This window comes from Streptomonospora nanhaiensis, assembly GCF_026642255.1.
In the GTDB taxonomy this organism is placed as follows: Bacteria; Actinomycetota; Actinomycetes; order Streptosporangiales; family Streptosporangiaceae; genus Nocardiopsis; species Nocardiopsis tropica.
Window position 1 is genome coordinate 4,127,126 of sequence record NZ_CP113264.1, and the last position, 15,517, is coordinate 4,142,642.

At 70.9% G+C, this 15,517-nt stretch carries 16 protein-coding genes and 1 pseudogene; 9 read left to right on the plus strand and 8 right to left on the minus strand.

The window, feature by feature from the left end; all coding sequences use genetic code 11:
- Nucleotides 1–37 precede the first annotated feature (37 nt).
- Entirely contained in the window at nucleotides 38–1,012 is a 975-nt protein-coding gene (locus tag OUQ99_RS18035) for a helix-turn-helix transcriptional regulator (RefSeq protein WP_267944934.1), read from the plus strand.
- A gap of 194 nt (nucleotides 1,013–1,206) precedes the next feature.
- Here the strand turns inward: OUQ99_RS18035 and OUQ99_RS18040 are convergent, their stop codons facing one another.
- The 3 genes from OUQ99_RS18040 to OUQ99_RS18050 form a co-directional block, all read right to left on the minus strand.
- Nucleotides 1,207–1,422, minus strand: a complete 216-nt coding sequence (locus OUQ99_RS18040) for a DUF397 domain-containing protein (protein WP_267944935.1) — start codon at nucleotides 1,420–1,422, stop codon at nucleotides 1,207–1,209.
- 344 nt (nucleotides 1,423–1,766) lie between these two features.
- A complete protein-coding gene (locus OUQ99_RS18045; RefSeq protein ID WP_267944936.1) occupies nucleotides 1,767–1,949 on the minus strand; it encodes a DUF397 domain-containing protein in 183 nt (60 codons plus the stop codon).
- Nucleotides 1,933–2,754: a helix-turn-helix domain-containing protein gene (locus tag OUQ99_RS18050; protein WP_267944937.1), complete on the minus strand. Its 822-nt coding sequence runs from the start codon at nucleotides 2,752–2,754 to the stop codon at nucleotides 1,933–1,935. The genes OUQ99_RS18045 and OUQ99_RS18050 overlap by 17 nt, the downstream gene beginning before the upstream one ends.
- 328 nt (nucleotides 2,755–3,082) lie before the next feature.
- Between OUQ99_RS18050 and OUQ99_RS18055 the strand changes: the two genes are divergently transcribed.
- From OUQ99_RS18055 to OUQ99_RS18070, 4 genes and pseudogenes are all read left to right on the plus strand, one after another.
- On the plus strand, nucleotides 3,083–3,514 hold the full coding sequence (locus tag OUQ99_RS18055; protein WP_267944938.1) for an ATP-binding protein: 432 nt from the start codon (nucleotides 3,083–3,085) through the stop codon (nucleotides 3,512–3,514).
- Nucleotides 3,511–3,738: a hypothetical protein gene (locus OUQ99_RS18060; protein ID WP_267944939.1), complete on the plus strand. Its 228-nt coding sequence runs from the start codon at nucleotides 3,511–3,513 to the stop codon at nucleotides 3,736–3,738. Before OUQ99_RS18055 ends, OUQ99_RS18060 begins: the two co-directional genes overlap by 4 nt.
- Nucleotides 3,739–3,913: 175 nt before the next feature.
- A pseudogene (locus OUQ99_RS18065) lies at nucleotides 3,914–4,114 on the plus strand (BldC family transcriptional regulator); the annotation flags it as partial.
- A 140-nt stretch (nucleotides 4,115–4,254) separates the two neighbouring features.
- The gene (locus OUQ99_RS18070; RefSeq protein ID WP_267944940.1) at nucleotides 4,255–4,581 is read left to right on the plus strand and encodes a hypothetical protein; all 327 of its coding nucleotides are present in this window, start codon (nucleotides 4,255–4,257) and stop codon (nucleotides 4,579–4,581) included.
- Nucleotides 4,582–5,194: 613 nt separating this feature from the next.
- On the opposite strand, the gene OUQ99_RS18075 is transcribed toward OUQ99_RS18070, so the two are convergent.
- Both OUQ99_RS18075 and OUQ99_RS18080 read right to left on the minus strand, forming a co-directional pair.
- Nucleotides 5,195–5,983: a S1 family peptidase gene (locus OUQ99_RS18075; RefSeq protein WP_267944941.1), complete on the minus strand. Its 789-nt coding sequence runs from the start codon at nucleotides 5,981–5,983 to the stop codon at nucleotides 5,195–5,197.
- Nucleotides 5,984–6,400: 417 nt separating this feature from the next.
- Nucleotides 6,401–7,192, minus strand: a complete 792-nt coding sequence (locus OUQ99_RS18080; RefSeq protein WP_267944942.1) for a helix-turn-helix transcriptional regulator — start codon at nucleotides 7,190–7,192, stop codon at nucleotides 6,401–6,403.
- 97 nt (nucleotides 7,193–7,289) lie between these two features.
- Between OUQ99_RS18080 and OUQ99_RS18085 the strand changes: the two genes are divergently transcribed.
- The 4 genes from OUQ99_RS18085 to OUQ99_RS18100 all read left to right on the plus strand — a co-directional run bounded on the left by OUQ99_RS18085 (nucleotide 7,290) and on the right by OUQ99_RS18100 (nucleotide 13,268).
- Nucleotides 7,290–8,093 (plus strand): SDR family oxidoreductase, encoded by an 804-nt coding sequence (locus tag OUQ99_RS18085; RefSeq protein WP_267944943.1) that lies wholly within the window; start codon nucleotides 7,290–7,292, stop codon nucleotides 8,091–8,093.
- Nucleotides 8,094–8,327: 234 nt separating this feature from the next.
- The gene (locus tag OUQ99_RS18090; protein ID WP_267944944.1) at nucleotides 8,328–8,747 is read left to right on the plus strand and encodes a nuclear transport factor 2 family protein; all 420 of its coding nucleotides are present in this window, start codon (nucleotides 8,328–8,330) and stop codon (nucleotides 8,745–8,747) included.
- Nucleotides 8,748–9,025: 278 nt separating this feature from the next.
- Complete coding sequence (locus OUQ99_RS18095; protein ID WP_267944945.1) at nucleotides 9,026–9,364, plus strand: trypco2 family protein; 339 nt, start codon at nucleotides 9,026–9,028, stop codon at nucleotides 9,362–9,364.
- 49 nt (nucleotides 9,365–9,413) lie between these two features.
- Nucleotides 9,414–13,268, plus strand: coding sequence for a tetratricopeptide repeat protein (locus tag OUQ99_RS18100; RefSeq protein WP_267944946.1), 3,855 nt, complete (start codon nucleotides 9,414–9,416; stop codon nucleotides 13,266–13,268).
- Nucleotides 13,269–13,363: 95 nt separating this feature from the next.
- On the opposite strand, the gene OUQ99_RS18105 is transcribed toward OUQ99_RS18100, so the two are convergent.
- The 3 genes from OUQ99_RS18105 to OUQ99_RS18115 all read right to left on the minus strand — a co-directional run bounded on the left by OUQ99_RS18105 (nucleotide 13,364) and on the right by OUQ99_RS18115 (nucleotide 15,404).
- A complete protein-coding gene (locus OUQ99_RS18105; protein ID WP_267944947.1) occupies nucleotides 13,364–13,591 on the minus strand; it encodes a hypothetical protein in 228 nt (75 codons plus the stop codon).
- 249 nt (nucleotides 13,592–13,840) lie between these two features.
- Complete coding sequence (locus OUQ99_RS18110; RefSeq protein WP_267944948.1) at nucleotides 13,841–14,581, minus strand: class I SAM-dependent methyltransferase; 741 nt, start codon at nucleotides 14,579–14,581, stop codon at nucleotides 13,841–13,843.
- Nucleotides 14,582–14,606: 25 nt separating this feature from the next.
- A complete protein-coding gene (locus OUQ99_RS18115) occupies nucleotides 14,607–15,404 on the minus strand; it encodes a thioesterase II family protein (RefSeq protein ID WP_267944949.1) in 798 nt (265 codons plus the stop codon).
- Between the last annotated feature and the right edge of the window lie 113 nt (nucleotides 15,405–15,517).

Consider the following 15,517-nt stretch of genomic DNA (forward strand, 5'->3'; position numbering starts at 1 on the left):
CGACATCCTGTGTCATGTATTCCCGTAGGGTTTTCGTATGCGCGCCGACAGACTGGTATCGCTCGTCCTGCTGCTGCGCCGGCACGGTCGGCTGTCCGCGACCGCGCTGGCCCGCGAGCTGGAGGTGTCCACCCGCACCGTGCTGCGCGACATCGACGCGCTCTCCGCGGCCGGCGTCCCGGTGTACGCCGAACGCGGTCGGCACGGCGGCTTCGCGCTGCTACCGGGTTTCCGGACCGAGCTCACCGGCCTGAGCCACGACGAGGCGCTCGCCCTGCTGATCGCCGGATCGCGGCGCGGCGCGCAGGCCTTCGGCCTCGGCTCGGCACTCGCCTCGGCCGTGCTCAAGGTGGTCGACGCGCTGCCCGAGAAGGATCGGACCACCGCGGCCGACGCGGCCCGGCGCCTGCTCGTCGACCCGGGCACCGACCTCCTCGCGCGGCGCCTGGAGACCGAGGAGGTGCCCGACACCGTGGTGTCCGAGATCCGGCGCGCGGTGTTCGCCGGGCACAGGCTGCGCATCCACTACGCGGCTGCGGACCGGGAGCCGGCGTGGCGGACGGTGGACCCGATCGGCCTGGTCACCGTACGCGACCAGGGCTATCTGCTGGCCACGAGGTCCGGAGCCGACCGCACCTACCGGCTCTCCCGGGTCCTGGCCGCCGAGGAGCTCGACGAACCGGCGCGGCGACCGGAGCGGGTCGACCTGGACCTGGCCTGGCAGGAGCGCAGCACGCGGCTCCGCACCGGGGGCGACCAGGTCACCGTGCTGGTGCGGGTGGACCCGGCGCGACGGGAGGAGCTGGTGGGCACCGCGCTGGCCGTCCTCTCCGAAGAAGCCGACGCGGACGACCGGCTGCGGCTGGAGGTCGCCTTCCAGGATGCGAGGCACGCCGAATGGGCGCTGTGGCAGCTCGCGACGGACGCGGAGGCCCTGGCACCGCAGTGGTTGCGCACCTCTCTGCGGGACCGCGCCGCCGCGATCGCCGCCTGCTACGGGGAGTTTCCCTGAGGGCTGTCGCCCTCCCGACGCTGCCCGGCAGGTGTGCGGCGCGGAAGGACACGGCTCCCGAGGAGCGCAGGAGGTGCCAGGGCTTCGGCCCCGGCGGTGTGTCGCGCGCCGGGGTGGCCTGAACCCGCTGAACACGAGAACAGCGCCCCGTCACCAGCTATGACGGGGCGCTGTTCTTCGCGTGCGAGGGGGCGCTACAGGCCGCGAACCGCGTTCACCAGGGCTGCCCACTCGCCGCCGGTGAACTCCAGGTACCCCGCGGCGCGGTTCTGGGTGTCGCGGACGTCAGCGCCGCCGGTGTGCTCCCGAGCTTCGACGCAGTTTCCTCCGTTAGCGCTGTAGCTGCTCTTGTGCCACTTGTCGCCGGGGGTGGGGACGGTCGGGGCTCCGCCTCCGGGGACTACCGTCATATCGGCCTCCTCAGGCTTCTGACAGCACATGGAGGCGAGGCTACCGGCCCATGAAGCGTCGTAGGCGGTCCATCGACCGCACCGAGAGCACGGTCCACAGGAACCGATGAGTGCATGCGGCCCCGCCGTGCCTCTTGCCTCTCGGGTCAACCATCAGGTCGGCCTCATCCAGACTTCGGGCATCGTCCGATGGGAGGCTACAGGGGCAGGTTCACGTCCACGGCTTCCGATAAAGCGGGGCTTTGCTCCTGGAGATGCATCCTGCCCCGGGGTAGCTTGAACCCGCTGAACACAAAACCGGTCCCGCCCACTACTCCTGGGCGGGACCGGTTCGTGCTGTTCCCCTACCGGCCTCGGACCGCCGCCAGCAGGGCGGTCCACTCGGAAGCCCCAGCCGACAAGTGGCCCGACTCCCGGTTCTGCGTGTCACGCACGAGGACGCTCTTCCCCTCAGCGACCTCGACACAGCTTCCGTTGGCCGCGCTGTAGCTGCTCTTGTGCCACTCGGGCTCACGCTGTGTACTCATCGAGTTCTTCCTTGACCTTCCTGATGAAGTCGGCTGTCTGGCCCGGCGACCACGCCTCTGCCTGCACAGAGCTGAAAATCGACAGACAGGCCTGCACCTTGCCACTGTCATCCATCAGAATCTCACCTTGCTGATACTCCGCCGACGCCACCATGGGTTTGTCCGGAAACGAGTACACCCGGAAGGGGCCTGCTCCTCCGGGGTGGCACCCGGGGTTGGGCGGTACGACCTGTAGACGTACTACCCGTTTCTCCATCAATGACAGCACTTCACCGAGCTGATCAGAGAGAATCTTCCGGCTCCCGATGACCCTCGTCACCGCGTTCGCCTCCAGCACCATGTAAATCAGCGGCGGATCTGTCTCCAAGATCGCCTGTCGCCTCATCCGCGACTTGACCATCTCCTCCAGCTCGGCCTCACTGGCGCCGGGAGAGGTGTCCCGGTTCGCTGCGTGGGCATACGCCTCGGTCTGGATGAGGCCAGGGATCATCTGGTTCTGGTACTCACGCAGCTCCGAGATCTTCCGTTCGAGCTGCTCTACCTCCTCGTACCATTCCGGAACCCCAGTTGCGTCATTTGCGGCTTTCCAAGCCCGGTGAACTACACCAGAGCTACCGAGCTCTCGGTCGATATCTCGCGCGCTCTGCTCGCTGAGCCTGCGGGTACCGCACTCCCACGCCGAGACGGTCGAGGGCACGACCGACAGAGCCTTGGCCAGCTGGACTTGCGTGATCTTCGCCTTCTTGCGCGTCTTCTGGATGACGAGGCCAAGACGTATCAGTTCGGGCTTCGGGGGACGGTCCATGACTCTCCATGTACACCGAGGGATCTACCGGGTCGACTCATTCAAGGCGAAGGGTCTTCCCAACTTCACCGAAACCACAAGATCTTGACAGGTCAGTGATGTCTCTAGCGCTCGGACCGGCCGGGTGTTCAAGGTAGAGCCACGGAGAAGCAGCGGATGCCGATGAAAGCGGAGGCGTCCGGCTGAAAGTCCGTTGCAAGCCAAAAGCCCCGGCGACCGTCGCAACCGGTCTCCGAGGCTCAATGCCCCACCCCGAACCACCGAGGTGAGACGAATGCAGCCTACCGGCATCACCACACCGAAACCAGACGTAAACGCCGAGCCCAAAGTGCCCTACCCGCACCGGGTCGGGTTCTCCGAGCCCCACCGGCACGGCATTCTTCTGGGCCACGAGCGCGGCTGTACCGCCCTGGCCGCGTGGGTGCCCACCGTGGTTCCCCGCCGGGCGAGGAAACCGGTCTTCCTGGTGGCCGAAGCGCTCGTGTCGAACGCTCGCAAGCACACCCGTTCGGGGGACCCCGGCGGGACCGTGCGGGTGGTCGTCGACGTCAACCCGTTCCTGGTCGGCGTCGCCGTGACCGACAACGGGCCCCGGGGCGACACCGTCATCCCCTATCCGCGTCTGGGTGATCCCCGCCAGGCCCCGCTTCCGGGCCTGCACCTGGTGGACCACCTGGCCGTGTACTGGGAATGGAGCTGGGCGTGGAAGGGCGCCGGGGCGGGGCCGCTGACGGTGCGTGCGGTGGTCGAGAACCCGTGAGGTGGCATCCCGGGCACGACCGCGAGGAGCGTGACCTGGCCGCCGCGCTGGCCCGGCATCACGCCCCGTACTGGGTGGTGATGTGGTCCTACTCCCTGCGCGTGTGGGTGGCGTTCTACACCGGCCCCGCGCGGGTAGCCCCGCTGAGGTACGCGGACCCCGACCGGCTCTCCCGGCAGATGCGGCACGTGGTGCGCACCGTCGCGGCGGGCCGCTCCCCCTGAGAACCCCCTCCGGGCGGCACCGGTCCGCCCGGGGGTTCCCCGCCCGGTGAAACACCACCACCGGGCTGCGGGGCCGCCGCCATCAGGGGGCCGGCGGCCCCGCCCCTCAGACCCGGGTCCGGTCGCACTTCCCCGGACCGGACCCGGCCCCCGCCCCTCGACACGAACGACACCGATGGAGAACCCCGTGCCCACCGCGCCCCTGCCCGACCTGGTCGAGAACGCCGACGCCCTGCTCACCCCCGCAGAGGTCGCCCGCCTGTTCCGCGTCGACCCCAAGACCGTCACCCGCTGGGAAAAGGACGGCCGCCTGGCCTCGGTCAAAACCCTCGGCGGACACCGCCGCTACCCCCAGACCCAGATCAACGCCCTGCTCACCACCCCGCGCGACGGCGGAGCCGTCCTGCTGGCCCTGGAAGAGGTCCGCGACCTGGCCACCGCCCGCGGCGACCCCACCGCCGCCGCCCGCATCAACGACCTCATCACCACCCTGCGCACCCAGGAAGACAGGCACTGATGCGCGAGGACCCCGCACCCGGCTGGCACATCGAGACAGCAACGGTGAACGACCGCCCCGCGGTGAGCTTCCGCCGCCCCTGGGAGGACACCCCCACCGTCCTGAGCGCCACCGACCCCGACCGGGTCACCGCCGACCTGCGCGCCCTGGAGGAGATCGACCGCACCCACCCCGGCTGGTACGTGGGCTTCCTCATCCGCACCACCCCGGTGTCACACCTGGACGGGCTCTGGGCGCAGTACCCCAGCGTGACCGTGGTCCACGCCGAGACCCCGCCCGACCTGATCCGGCGCATCACCGACGCCCGCGCCCGACACGGCCTGTGAAGGACGGACCCCGATGAGCACGAGGGCGAGCGACGGAACTCCCACCGTCCCCCGCTACCTGGACCGCGCCGAAGCCGTCGCACCCCGGATCATGGCCGGGCACAGACAGCGCGCCGCCGACGCCGCGGCGGGGATCGCCCGCCTCGAACTCCTCGCGGCCGAACAGCGCCACAGAGCCGCCGACCTGGAGTACGCCGCCGCACGGCGGCGACTGGCCGAGGCGCGCACGCGACCGAAGCCCTGGCCACGGTGCTGCGCAGCTATCAGGCACTCATCGGTGTGCGCAGTGCGGCTGCTTCCGCGAGGACACCGTGAGCGCACGCAGAGCGTAGGCCGAGACGAGTCACCAGGCCCTCTACGTCAAGGGCCGGGGGAACTGCGTGGAGAACTGCCCCCGGCCCTTCGTTCAGAGGACCCGAGGGCGCACCCCCATCGGCAGGCACCGGCAGGCCCACGCGCGCCGACCGCGGTTCACCGCGCCCATGGTGACGGTCGGCGAGCGTCCTGCCGAAGTGGCTGACCGAGAAGGCCCCAGGCAGAACTCTTCGTGCTGCGCGACGAGGGCCCCTACCGGCACCCGCGCACCGGGGCGCTGCCGGGGCCGAAGGGCGGGCTAGTTCCCCACCGTGTCGACGGCCCAGTCGCCGTACTTCGCGGCTTCGGTGAAGACCCACGGGCCCACGCAGGCCACGCTCTCGTCGTAGTCGCCGTCGCGGCTGGTCAGGCCGACCAGCTCCCAGTCGCCCTCCCTGCCGCGGATCAGGGGGCTGCCGGAGTCGGTCGAGCAGACCTGCGCCTCATCGGTGGGGTGTTCGGAGCACAGGTCGCCGTCGAGCTCCGCGCAGCGGTCGTCGGGCACGATCCCGGTGTCGATCTGCTGCAGGATCTCCGGCTTGGGCTCCTGGCCGAGCTCGTCGACCACGCCCCAGCCGAGGGCGCGCACCGCCGTGCCCGGTTCCGGCCTGTCCTCGGCGATGCGAACGGGGGTCTGCTCGACCGGGGAATCGAGCTTCAACAGGGAGATGTCCTTGCGCACCAGCAGAAACGAGTGGGGGTAGTCGGGGTCGTCGCTGACGTCCTCCGCCTCGTAGTCCGGGTGCTGGACCACCTCGGTGACCCGGCGTTCACTGCCGCCCTCCTCCCGGTTATTGCTGCCCACCCGCACGGAGATGCTCTCCGTCGGGAGAAGGTCGAAGTCGGAGCAGTGGGCGGCGGTGAGCACCCACTGCTCATCGATCAGCGAACCCCCGCAGTAGTGCACGCCCTTGTCGTCGAACAGGGCGGTCACGAACGGGTACTCCTCCGTGGCGTCCACCCCGCCGATGACAGCGGACGCGGGAGCGGCCAGCGCCATCGGGCCGAGCAGCGACGCGGCTCCCACCGCCCCCGCGACCGCTACCACTCGTCCCCGGCTTCGCCCGTTCCGGTCCCTGCGGATGCCGCCCATGTTCGCCCCGTCCCTCCGGTTGCGCGTGTGACCACGCCGTTGCCTGCCGTCACACACGAACCTAGAAGGCCGATCCCGTCGGGACATCGACCGCGAGAGCCAACCCGCCCCGACGAAAGTCGCCCCCGAAGAGCCCGGGAGGACCGACGAAGGAAGGGCTTCCCCACGGGCGCCGACCTGTCGGCCGACTCCCGTGAGGACCTGGGAGCGGTGACGCCGAGTCGGACTCCCGGCCCCGCGAGGCCCCCGGATGAAAGACCCCTGACGGCCGCCTCGTCGAGCTGCCCGCCGCAACGAACCGACCTCACGTATCGCGGCGATCCCTGGCATTCACCCCTGGTCGCGCGGGGGCGCCAGGATCCGGGCGTGCTCTCAGGGGGTGGTACCGGCCCCCGCCTCGGCCTCTTTCTCCCGGTAGACCAGGAGCTGGTACCCGGGCACGCTGGCGACGTCGAAGGCGTGGAAGTCGATGCTCAGCAGACCCCGGGCGGGGTGGCGCAACACCTTCGTCTCGTGGGTCTTGGGCCGCACGTCGTGGCGCGCCCACAGGCCGGGGAACTCCGGGCTCTCGGCCTCCAGCCGGTCGAGCAGTTCACGGAGCCGGGCGGGGGCGACGGCGAAGTCGGCGCTGGCACGCAGGTTGGCCACCGTCGCCTCGGCGGAGGCCTCCCAGTCGACGAAGAACCGGCGGCCCTCGGGGTCCAGCAGGACCATCTCCAACAGGTTCGCGGTCTCCTCGAAACCGGAGAACAGCTCCTGCGCCCGGGCGTTCAGCGCCAGGACATCGAGCACCGGGTCCAGCACGATGGCCCCGGAGTCGCTCCAGGAGTCCATCAGGCCCAGCAGCTCGGTCGGCACCGGCTGGACCGTGGCCTCTTCGTCGAGCCTGCGCGCCGTACCGGCCAGTGCGTACAGGTGCCGTTCCTCGGCCCCGGTCAACCGCAGCGCCCTGGAGAGGCCGGCCAGGACCACCTCCGAGGGGCGGGTCTCCTTGCCCTGTTCCAGGCGGCGGTAGTAGTCGACGCTCACCTCGGCGAGAGCGGCGACCTCGTCGCGGCGCAGGCCCGGGACGCGGCGCTCGCCCGCCGCGGGCATTCCGACGGCCTCGGGCGTCACCTTGGCCCGGCGTGTCATGAGGAACTCGCCCAACTCGCTGCGTGGCATGCCCCGAGCCTACCGACGGGCACGGGACGCCCCCGGACCGCTGGGGGGCCGTATCGCTACCCCCCGATCCGGCGGAACCGGTCGCATGCTGGCCGACATGAACACAGCGCAGAACACCCAGCCCTCCGCCCAGCTCGTCTCCGGAACCCCGCTCGCCGGACGTGTCGCCGTCGTGACCGGCGCCTCCAGCGGCATCGGCGAGGCGACCGCCCTGCGCTTCGCAGAACTCGGCGCGAAGGTGGCGCTGGTGGCCCGCCGCGGCGACCGGCTCGACCAGGTCGAGGACCGCATCCGCGCCGGCGGCGGAACCGCCCTGGCCCTGCCGACCGACGTCACCGACCGCTCCGCCGTCCTCGCGGCGGCCGACCGGATCGCCGACGAACTCGGCCGGGTCGACCTCGTCTTCGCCAACGCCGGCGTGCAGCTCATCTCCGGCATCACCGACCTGGCCACAGAAGACTGGGACGCCCAGATCGACCTCAACATCAAGGGCGTCATGAACACCGTCCAGGCCTTCGTGCCGTCCCTGGAGTCGGCCGCGTCCGACGGCCGCAGCGCCGACCTCATCATGACCTCGTCGATCGCCGCCGTCCGGATCCTGGAGGGCTTCCATGTCTACTCGGCGACCAAGGCCTACGTCACCCAGCTCTCCAAACTGCTCCGCACCGAGCTGGGCCGCAAGAAGATCCGCGTGGCGACGATCGAGCCGGGCATGGTCGACACCGAACTGCCCGACCACGTCACCGACCCGGCGGCGAGCAAGCTCATGGCCGACCTGATCGACCAGATCGACGTCCTGTCGTCCGCGGACGTCGCGGAGACGGTCGCCTTCATGAGCGCGGTCCCCAAGCACGTCAACCTGACCGAGATCACCATCCTCCCGACCGAGCAGATCATCTGACGCCGTGGCGGGAAGGGCTCACCGGGCCGAGGAGCATCCCACGGTGACCGGAGGACGGCCTCCCCGGCGCAGACCTTTCCCGACGTGCACCCGGACGCGCTCGCCCCACTGCTAGGCGAGCGCCTCCGGGTCGCCGACGTGGCGCCGCAGACAGGTGTGCAGCCCCTGGACGGCCGCGGACCCCGTTGATACCCTCCAAAGCACCTATTCAACAAGTTGCATAAGAGGAGAATCGTGCACGCCTTCCGCGAGGCCGTCGAGGCGGACGACCACGATGCGATCCACGCCCTGCTCGCCGAGGACGTGGTGTTCACCAGCCCGGTCGCCTTCAAGCCCTACACCGGCCGGGCCGTGACCGCCGCGATCATCAGGGGCGTCAGCAGGGTCTTCACCGACTTCCGCTACGTTCGCGAGATCACCGGAGCCGACCGCCGCGACCACGCCCTGATTTTCGAGGCCAGGGTCGGTGAGCGGCGGATCCACGGCTGCGACTTCCTCCACACGGACGAGGACGGCAGGATCGACGACTTCGTCGTCATGGTCCGCCCGCTGTCCGCGGCCACCGCCCTCGCCGAGGCCATGGGCGCCGAGTTCGACCAGATCGCCCGAGAGGCGCGGGAAGAAGAGGAGCAGAAGGCCGGCGCGCAGGGCTGACACCACCGCGCGCACCGGCCCCGCCTCCGGAACCCTTCGAGGACAACCGCATCCCCCGGCCGCGGAATGGCTTGTGGATGCTTTCGCCCGTGTCAGCTGGGCCGACGCCTCCACCAGCGGTCGCCCGACGGTCGCGGGCGCGGAACGTGCCGAAGCCACCGGCCTTCCAGAAGGAGGACTGGCCGCATACGGTCAAACGCCCCTCCGGCGCCCGCGCCACGGAGCGGGTTCTGCGATCGTGGGATCGTCCTTTCTCCCCCGCTCTTCGAGGAGCCCACGTGGAAATCCGCCTGACCGACGCCGTCCGCACCCTGCGCGAGGACCTGACCGAGGCGGTCGAGGAGGCCGAGGCCCAGAGCCCCGACATCGCCTTCAAGGTCGGCCCCATCCAGATGGACTTCGAGGTCCAGTTCCGCGTCGACGGCAAGGCCAAGGGCAAGCTCTCCGCGTGGATCGCCTCCGGCGAGGTCGAGGCCGGGGCGAGCCGGACCCGCACCCACCGCGTGTCCTTCACCCTGACCCCCCACCCCAGGAAGACCCCCGGCGGCGACGTGTCCATCAGCAGCACCCGCCGCGACTCCGGTGAGCACACCCCTCCCCCTGCCTTCAGCCGCTGAGCCCCCACTCCCCCGTGCGCGGGGTCCGTAGAAGCGACCGGAGTACCTGTTGGACACCGCCCAGCGCATCACCCGCATCACCACCCCCACCAGCACCGGGTCCGGCTACCTCATCGCCCCGCGCCTGGTGCTCACCAGCGCCCACACGGTCCCCGATGTCGGCGGCCGGGTCCAGGTGCACACCGCCACCGACCACCGGCCCCGCGCCGGGCAGGTGGTCTGGCGCGGCACCGCGCACAGCCACGACGACGCCGCCCTGGTGGAGGTCACCGACCCCGACTGGAGCGAGCACCCGGTGACCACCAGGTGGGGAAGGCTGGTCACCACCACCCCCGGCACCCCCTGCCAGGTGTGGGGCTTCCCGGACCTGGTGCAGCGCACCGGCCGGGCCGCGGAGACCGCCCAGCTGACCGGAACAGTCGCCCCGGGCAGCCACTACGTCAACCACCGGCACGTGATGGACCTGAGCGCCCACCCGCCCCGCTGGCTCCCCCACGAGATCCGGGAACAGGAACGATCCGGGCAGCGGCGCTCGCTGTGGGCGGGCCTGTCGGGGGCCGCGATGCGCTGCGGCGACGGCGAGCTGGTGGTGGGCGTGGTGGCCGCCGACCCCGAACACCGCGACCACGCCGCCCTGGAGGTCGTGCCCGCCTACGTGCTCCACCACGACCCCGCCTTCCGGGCGGTCCTGGCCGAGCACGGCGTCCCCCTGGCGCTGGAGCCGGTCGAGTTCGCCCACCTGGCCCACACCCCGCGCGCCCACCACCGTCCCTCGCCCGCCGCGCTGTTGGAGGCCCACCGGCAGGTGGTGGGCTTCCACGGCCGTGAGGAGACCATGCGGACCCTGCTGGAGTGGTGCCAGGGCGAGGAACCGCTCACGGCGGCGGTGGTGCACGGGCCCGGCGGGCAGGGCAAGACCCGCCTGGCCCACGAGCTCACCGCACGCCTGGCCGCGCCCGACCCGAAGGGGAGGCGGTGGGCCACCGTGTGGCTCAGGCAGGACGCCACCGTCGAGGAGCTGGGCCCGGTCAAGGAGGCCACGGCCCCGCTGCTGGTGGTGGTGGACTACGCCGAGACCCGCACCGCGCAGCTCGTGCGCCTGCTCCAGCTGTGCGACCGCCCGCCGGGGCACGCCCCCGTCCGGCTGCTGTTGCTGGTGCGCACGCTGGGCGAGTGGTGGGACCAGGTCAACACCGCCACCGGCCACCTGCTGGCCGACCTGGCCGTGCAGCTCCCGCTACCGCCGCTGGCGCCCCGCGCCACCGAGCGCGCCCGGGAGTACCGCACCGCCCTGGGCCACCTCGCCGAGGCCCTGCCGACGGCCCGCACGCCGCGCCCGGCCGACTGGGCCCGGGTCGCGGCGCACCTGGCCGATCCGGACCTGTCGGGCCCCGAGTGGGAGACCGTGCTGAGCGTGCACATGCGCGCCCTGGCCGACCTGCTGGACGCCACCCAGGACCCCACGGCCGTCACCGCCGACACCGCGGTGGAGGGACGGGTGCTGGCCCACGAGTTCCGGTACTGGGACCACAGCGCCGCCGCCTACGGCCTGGGCGACGCCGACCTGGCGCAACCGCTGCGCGACGTGCTGGCCCTGGTCTTCGCCCTGGCCCCCGCCGGCGTCGAGGAGGCGGACGAACTCCTGGGAAGCGCGGCGGTACTGAAGGGGCAGACCACCGCCCGCAGGCACCAGATTCGCCTGTGGGCCGGCGGCCTGTACCCCCCGGACGGGGAGCGGATGTGGGGACACCTGCAACCGGACCGGCTGCTGGAGTACTTCCTAGGACAGCGCTTGCAGCGCACCCCCGCCCTGTTCGACCCCCACCTGGACACCGTCGCCACCGCGGACGCCGAACGCCTGGTGACCCTGTACGCCCGCGCGGCCGCCCACCCCGCCCTACCCTCCGTCGGAGGGCTACTGACCGGGTTCTGCACCCGCCACATCCGCACGCTGGGCCCGGCGGTCATCGACGTGGCCACCCAGGTGGAACACCCCGGCCCGCTCCTCCGAGCGCTGGAAGAGGCGACAGACGATCCCGACACCTCGCCCGAGGTCCTCCGCGATCTCCTCAATGCCCTGCCCCTGTCCAGCCAGCGGCTGGCGGTCTGGGCCGAGCGTCTGACCGCGCGCCTGGTCCAAGCGCGTCGAGAACAAGCCGAACAGGACCCCGACGCCCACCTGGACGGCCTCGCCATGGCTCTGCAGAACCGGGCCCTCCGCCTGGGTGAGCTGGGACGCCCTGAGCAAGCACTCGAAGCGAACGACGAAGCCCTCCAGCACTACCGAACCCTCGCCCGACAACACCCCGATACCCACCTGCCCCACCTTGCCCTCGCCCTGAACAACCAATCCATCTACCTGTCCGGCATGGGCCGGATCGAGCAGGCGCTCGAAGCCATCACCGAAGCCGTCCAGCACTACCGGACCCTCGCCCGGCAGCTCCCCGACGCCCACCTGCCCGACCTCGCCATGGCCCTCAACAACCAGGCCCTCCGCATGTCCGACATGGGACAGGCCGAGCAGGCACTCCAGGCGATCGACGAAGCCCTCCAGCACTACCGGACCCTCGCCCGGCAGCTCCCCGACGCCCACCTACCCGACCTCGCCATGGCCCTCAACAACCGGGCCACCCGCCTGGCTCAACTGGGACGACCCGAACAAGCACTCCAGGCGATCGACGAAGCCCTCCAGCACTACCGGACCCTCGCCCGGCAACTGCCCGACGCCCACCTACCCGACCTCGCCATGGCCCTCAACAACCGGGCCACCCGCCTGGCTCAACTGGGACGACCCGAACAAGCACTCCAGGCGATCGACGAAGCCGTCGACATCCGCCGCACCCTGGCCCGGCAACTACCGGACACCCACCTGCCCGACCTCGCAGGATCCCTGAACAACCAGGCCCTCCACATGTCCGACATGGGACAGGCCGAGCAAGCGCTCGAAGCCATCACCGAAGCCGTCCAGCACTACCGGCTCCTGGTCCAGCAGCGTACCGAAGCACACCTGCCCGCCCTTGCCATGGCTCTGAACAACCAGTCCACCCGCCTGGCAGAACTGGGACGACCCGAACAAGCACTCCAGGCGATCGACGAAGCCGTCGACATCCGCCGCACCCTGGCCCGACAGCTCCCCGACGCCTACCTGCCCGACCTCGCCTCGTCCCTGAACAACCAAGCACTCCGACTGAGCACGCTGGGCCAGACCGAACAGGCACTCGCAAGCATCACCGAAGCCGTCGACATCCGCCGCACCCTGGCCCGGCAACTACCGGACACCCACCTGCCCGAGCTCGCCATGGTCCTCAACAACCAATCCGTCCGCCTGGGTGCTCTGAAGCGAACCAAGGAAGCACTCGAAGCGATCGACGAAGCCGTGGACATCCGCCGTAACCTGGCCCGACAGCTCCCTGACGCCTACCTGCCCGACCTCGCCGCATCCCTGAACAACCAAGCGCTTCGCCTAGCCGACCTGGGCAGGACCGAAGAAGCCCTGAAGGCGATCACCGAAGCCGTGGACATCAGCCGCCGCCTGGCCCGGCAACGCCCCGACGTACACCTGCCCGACCTCGCCAGAGCCCTCAACAACCAAGCCCGCAGTCTGAGCGCGTTGGGACAATCCGAGCAAGCGCTCCGAGCGGTCACCGAAGCCGTCGGCGTCCGCCGCACCCTGGCCCGACAACTGCCCGACGCCTACCTGCCGGACCTCGCCGCGTCCCTGAACACCCAGGCCCGCCTCCTGAGCAAGCTGGGACAGACCGAACAGGCACTCGCGAGCATTACCGAGGACGTCCGGATCAGGACAGCTCTCGCAGAGAAGCGTCCTGCCCTGTACCAACGCGCGTTGGAGCACTCCCTCCGGCTGCTCGAGGACCTCAGGGGTTCCGGAACCGGCCGGAGGTAGGCACGACCGGCCGCCCCCGGGACCGAGGACCGTCCTGTGAATGAGCTCCGTCCCGTGACCCGCACCGGCCATGACCGAGGGCGTCCCCTTGGCGGTCAGCCCACTGGGCGCAAGTCCCCGCACCAGCTCTCGTACTCGACGCTGCCGGTCGGGAAGACGATCTCCAGGCCGACACGGCCGGTGTAGGAGTCGAACCTCTCGTGCACCGCGACGACAGGCTCCCCCGCATGACGGACGAACGGCGACCCGTGCGTCCACGGTGCGACCTCCACAGTGCCGTGCTCGCCCATGTCGTCACCGGAGCGGGGCGCGGCGTCGTCCACGACCAGGCACCAGTCGGAGCCGGTCGTCAGGTGAACGGCGTCGCCGAGGTCGTCGACGAGCCAGACCTCGACCGGCCTGGTCGGCGCGCACGTGCCACGTGGCCGTGACCTGCCGCACGCGGCGCCCGACCAGACGCGCCGGGTCCACCCCCGCTCCGTGCAGCGGGCACTCGCGTCGCGTCGTCGGCATCACCCGACGACCGTACCCGGCACCCCGCTCGAAGGCCACGGGGATGAGGAGGACGGCTCCTAGGCGCCCCGGACGGTGAGGACGCCGATCTCCGGCGCTCCGGGGAGGCCGGGATCGCCGACCAGGCGTCCGTCCATGCCCGCCTCCTCTGCGAGGCGGGCGACGCTGAGGTTCTCCCACATGTAGGTGTCGCGGGTGCTGCGCACCACCTCGCCGTCGCGGAGGACCTTCCAGGTCGTCTCCCATCGCAGCAGGTCGCCCTCGACGGGTTCGGCCTGCGTCCACCATTCGTAGGTCTGCTCGCCGATGCGTTCGCGCAGCATGCGGAAGGGGGGGATGGCCTTGGCGGTGCCCGTGCCCATGAGTTCCACGACGATCGGGGCGCCGGGTGGGACGTGTTCGCCCAGCTTGCGCCAGAGCGCGATCCGCTCGTCCTGGGTCAGGTGGCCCAGCACGCCGAAGACGACCACCGCGCCGACGCTGTCGGGCAGCCGCAGGTGTTGGGCGGGCTCGGCGCTGATGGTCACGCGGCGGCGGAGGTCCTCCTTGCCGACGACGCGGCTGGTGAGCATCGCCCGCATGGGCGTGGACGGCTCCGCGGCGAGGATCGGGGAATGCGGCAGGGCCGCGGCGATCACTTCCGTGATGCGGCCCGTGCCCGCCCCGATCTCGACGACGGGGCCGTGGGCGGGGTCGACGCCGGCCAGCGCCGTGCGCAGCGGTCCGGCGCTGGTGAGCACGTGGCGTGCGGCGACCATCTCGTAGAACTCGGCGGAGGCTGTGTAGTAGTCCGCGACCATGGTGATCTTCCTTGTCGTGACGGTCTCAGGGTGTGCTGGGCCAGGTGGGGGCGGTCTCGGTGGGCTCGTGGCCCAGGGCCCGGGCGATGGTCGCCGCGACCGCGCGGCGCTGTTGCGCGAGGAAGAAGTGCCCGCCCGGGAACACCTCGGTCGTGACGTCGCCGGTCGTCGTGTTCTTCCAGGTCGCGGCGGCCTCCTCGGAGCACTCCGGGTCCTGTGCGCCGACGAACACGTGCACGGGCGTGTCGAGCGGTTCCGCCTGCGTCGGCCGGTAGGTCTCGATCAGCCGGTAGTCGTTGCGCACGTAGCCCAGGACCGCGGTCCGCAGCTCCTCGTCGGCCAGGACCTCCGGCGGGGTGCCGCCCAGCCGGGTGAGGTCGGCCGCCAGGTGGTCGTCGTCGCGCAGGTGGACGTCGCCGGGCTCGACGTCATGGGGTGCGGGCCGCCCCGAGGCGAACAGCCGGACCGGCGGCGGCAGCGACCTGCGGCGCGCCTCCACGGCCACCTCGTAGGCGACGGCGCTGCCCATGCTGTGCCCCAGGAGTGCGTAGGGGCGGTCCAGGAGGGGGTCGAGCGCGTCCACGACCGCGTCGACGACCTCGGGCATCGTGTCGACCATGGGGTCGCCGAAGCGGTCCTCGCGGCCGGGGTACTGCACGGTCAGCGCCTCGATGCCGGGGGGCAGCAGGTACTGCCACGGTCGCAGCGAGGACGCCGATCCCCCGGCGTGGGGCAGGCAGATGAGGCGCACGTCCGCCCGGGGGCGGTGCCGGGGCCGGCGCAGCCACGGGCTGAGGGGCGCTTGCCGCGGGTCCATGGTCATTCTTCTCCTCGCATTCTTTCCTGTGAAAAAAGAATGGCTTTTAATGGCGTCGCCATTGGCGACCCCGGTGACATTGGTCTCGAATTGCGGACGATCCATCATATTGGAGATCG

What these genes read in the sequence shown, in the direction of transcription:
- OUQ99_RS18035 (WP_267944934.1), top strand. Translation starts at nt 38, where the DNA reads ATGCGCGCCGACAGACTGGTATCGCTCGTCCTGCTGCTGCGCCGGCAC.
- OUQ99_RS18040 (WP_267944935.1), bottom strand. Translation starts at nt 1,422, where the DNA reads ATGACGGTAGTCCCCGGAGGCGGAGCCCCGACCGTCCCCACCCCCGGC.
- OUQ99_RS18045 (WP_267944936.1), bottom strand. Translation starts at nt 1,949, where the DNA reads ATGAGTACACAGCGTGAGCCCGAGTGGCACAAGAGCAGCTACAGCGCG.
- OUQ99_RS18050 (WP_267944937.1), bottom strand. Translation starts at nt 2,754, where the DNA reads ATGGACCGTCCCCCGAAGCCCGAACTGATACGTCTTGGCCTCGTCATC.
- OUQ99_RS18070 (WP_267944940.1), top strand. Translation starts at nt 4,255, where the DNA reads ATGCGCGAGGACCCCGCACCCGGCTGGCACATCGAGACAGCAACGGTG.
- OUQ99_RS18080 (WP_267944942.1), bottom strand. Translation starts at nt 7,192, where the DNA reads ATGCCACGCAGCGAGTTGGGCGAGTTCCTCATGACACGCCGGGCCAAG.
- OUQ99_RS18085 (WP_267944943.1), top strand. Translation starts at nt 7,290, where the DNA reads ATGAACACAGCGCAGAACACCCAGCCCTCCGCCCAGCTCGTCTCCGGA.
- OUQ99_RS18110 (WP_267944948.1), bottom strand. Translation starts at nt 14,581, where the DNA reads ATGGTCGCGGACTACTACACAGCCTCCGCCGAGTTCTACGAGATGGTC.
- OUQ99_RS18115 (WP_267944949.1), bottom strand. Translation starts at nt 15,404, where the DNA reads ATGACCATGGACCCGCGGCAAGCGCCCCTCAGCCCGTGGCTGCGCCGG.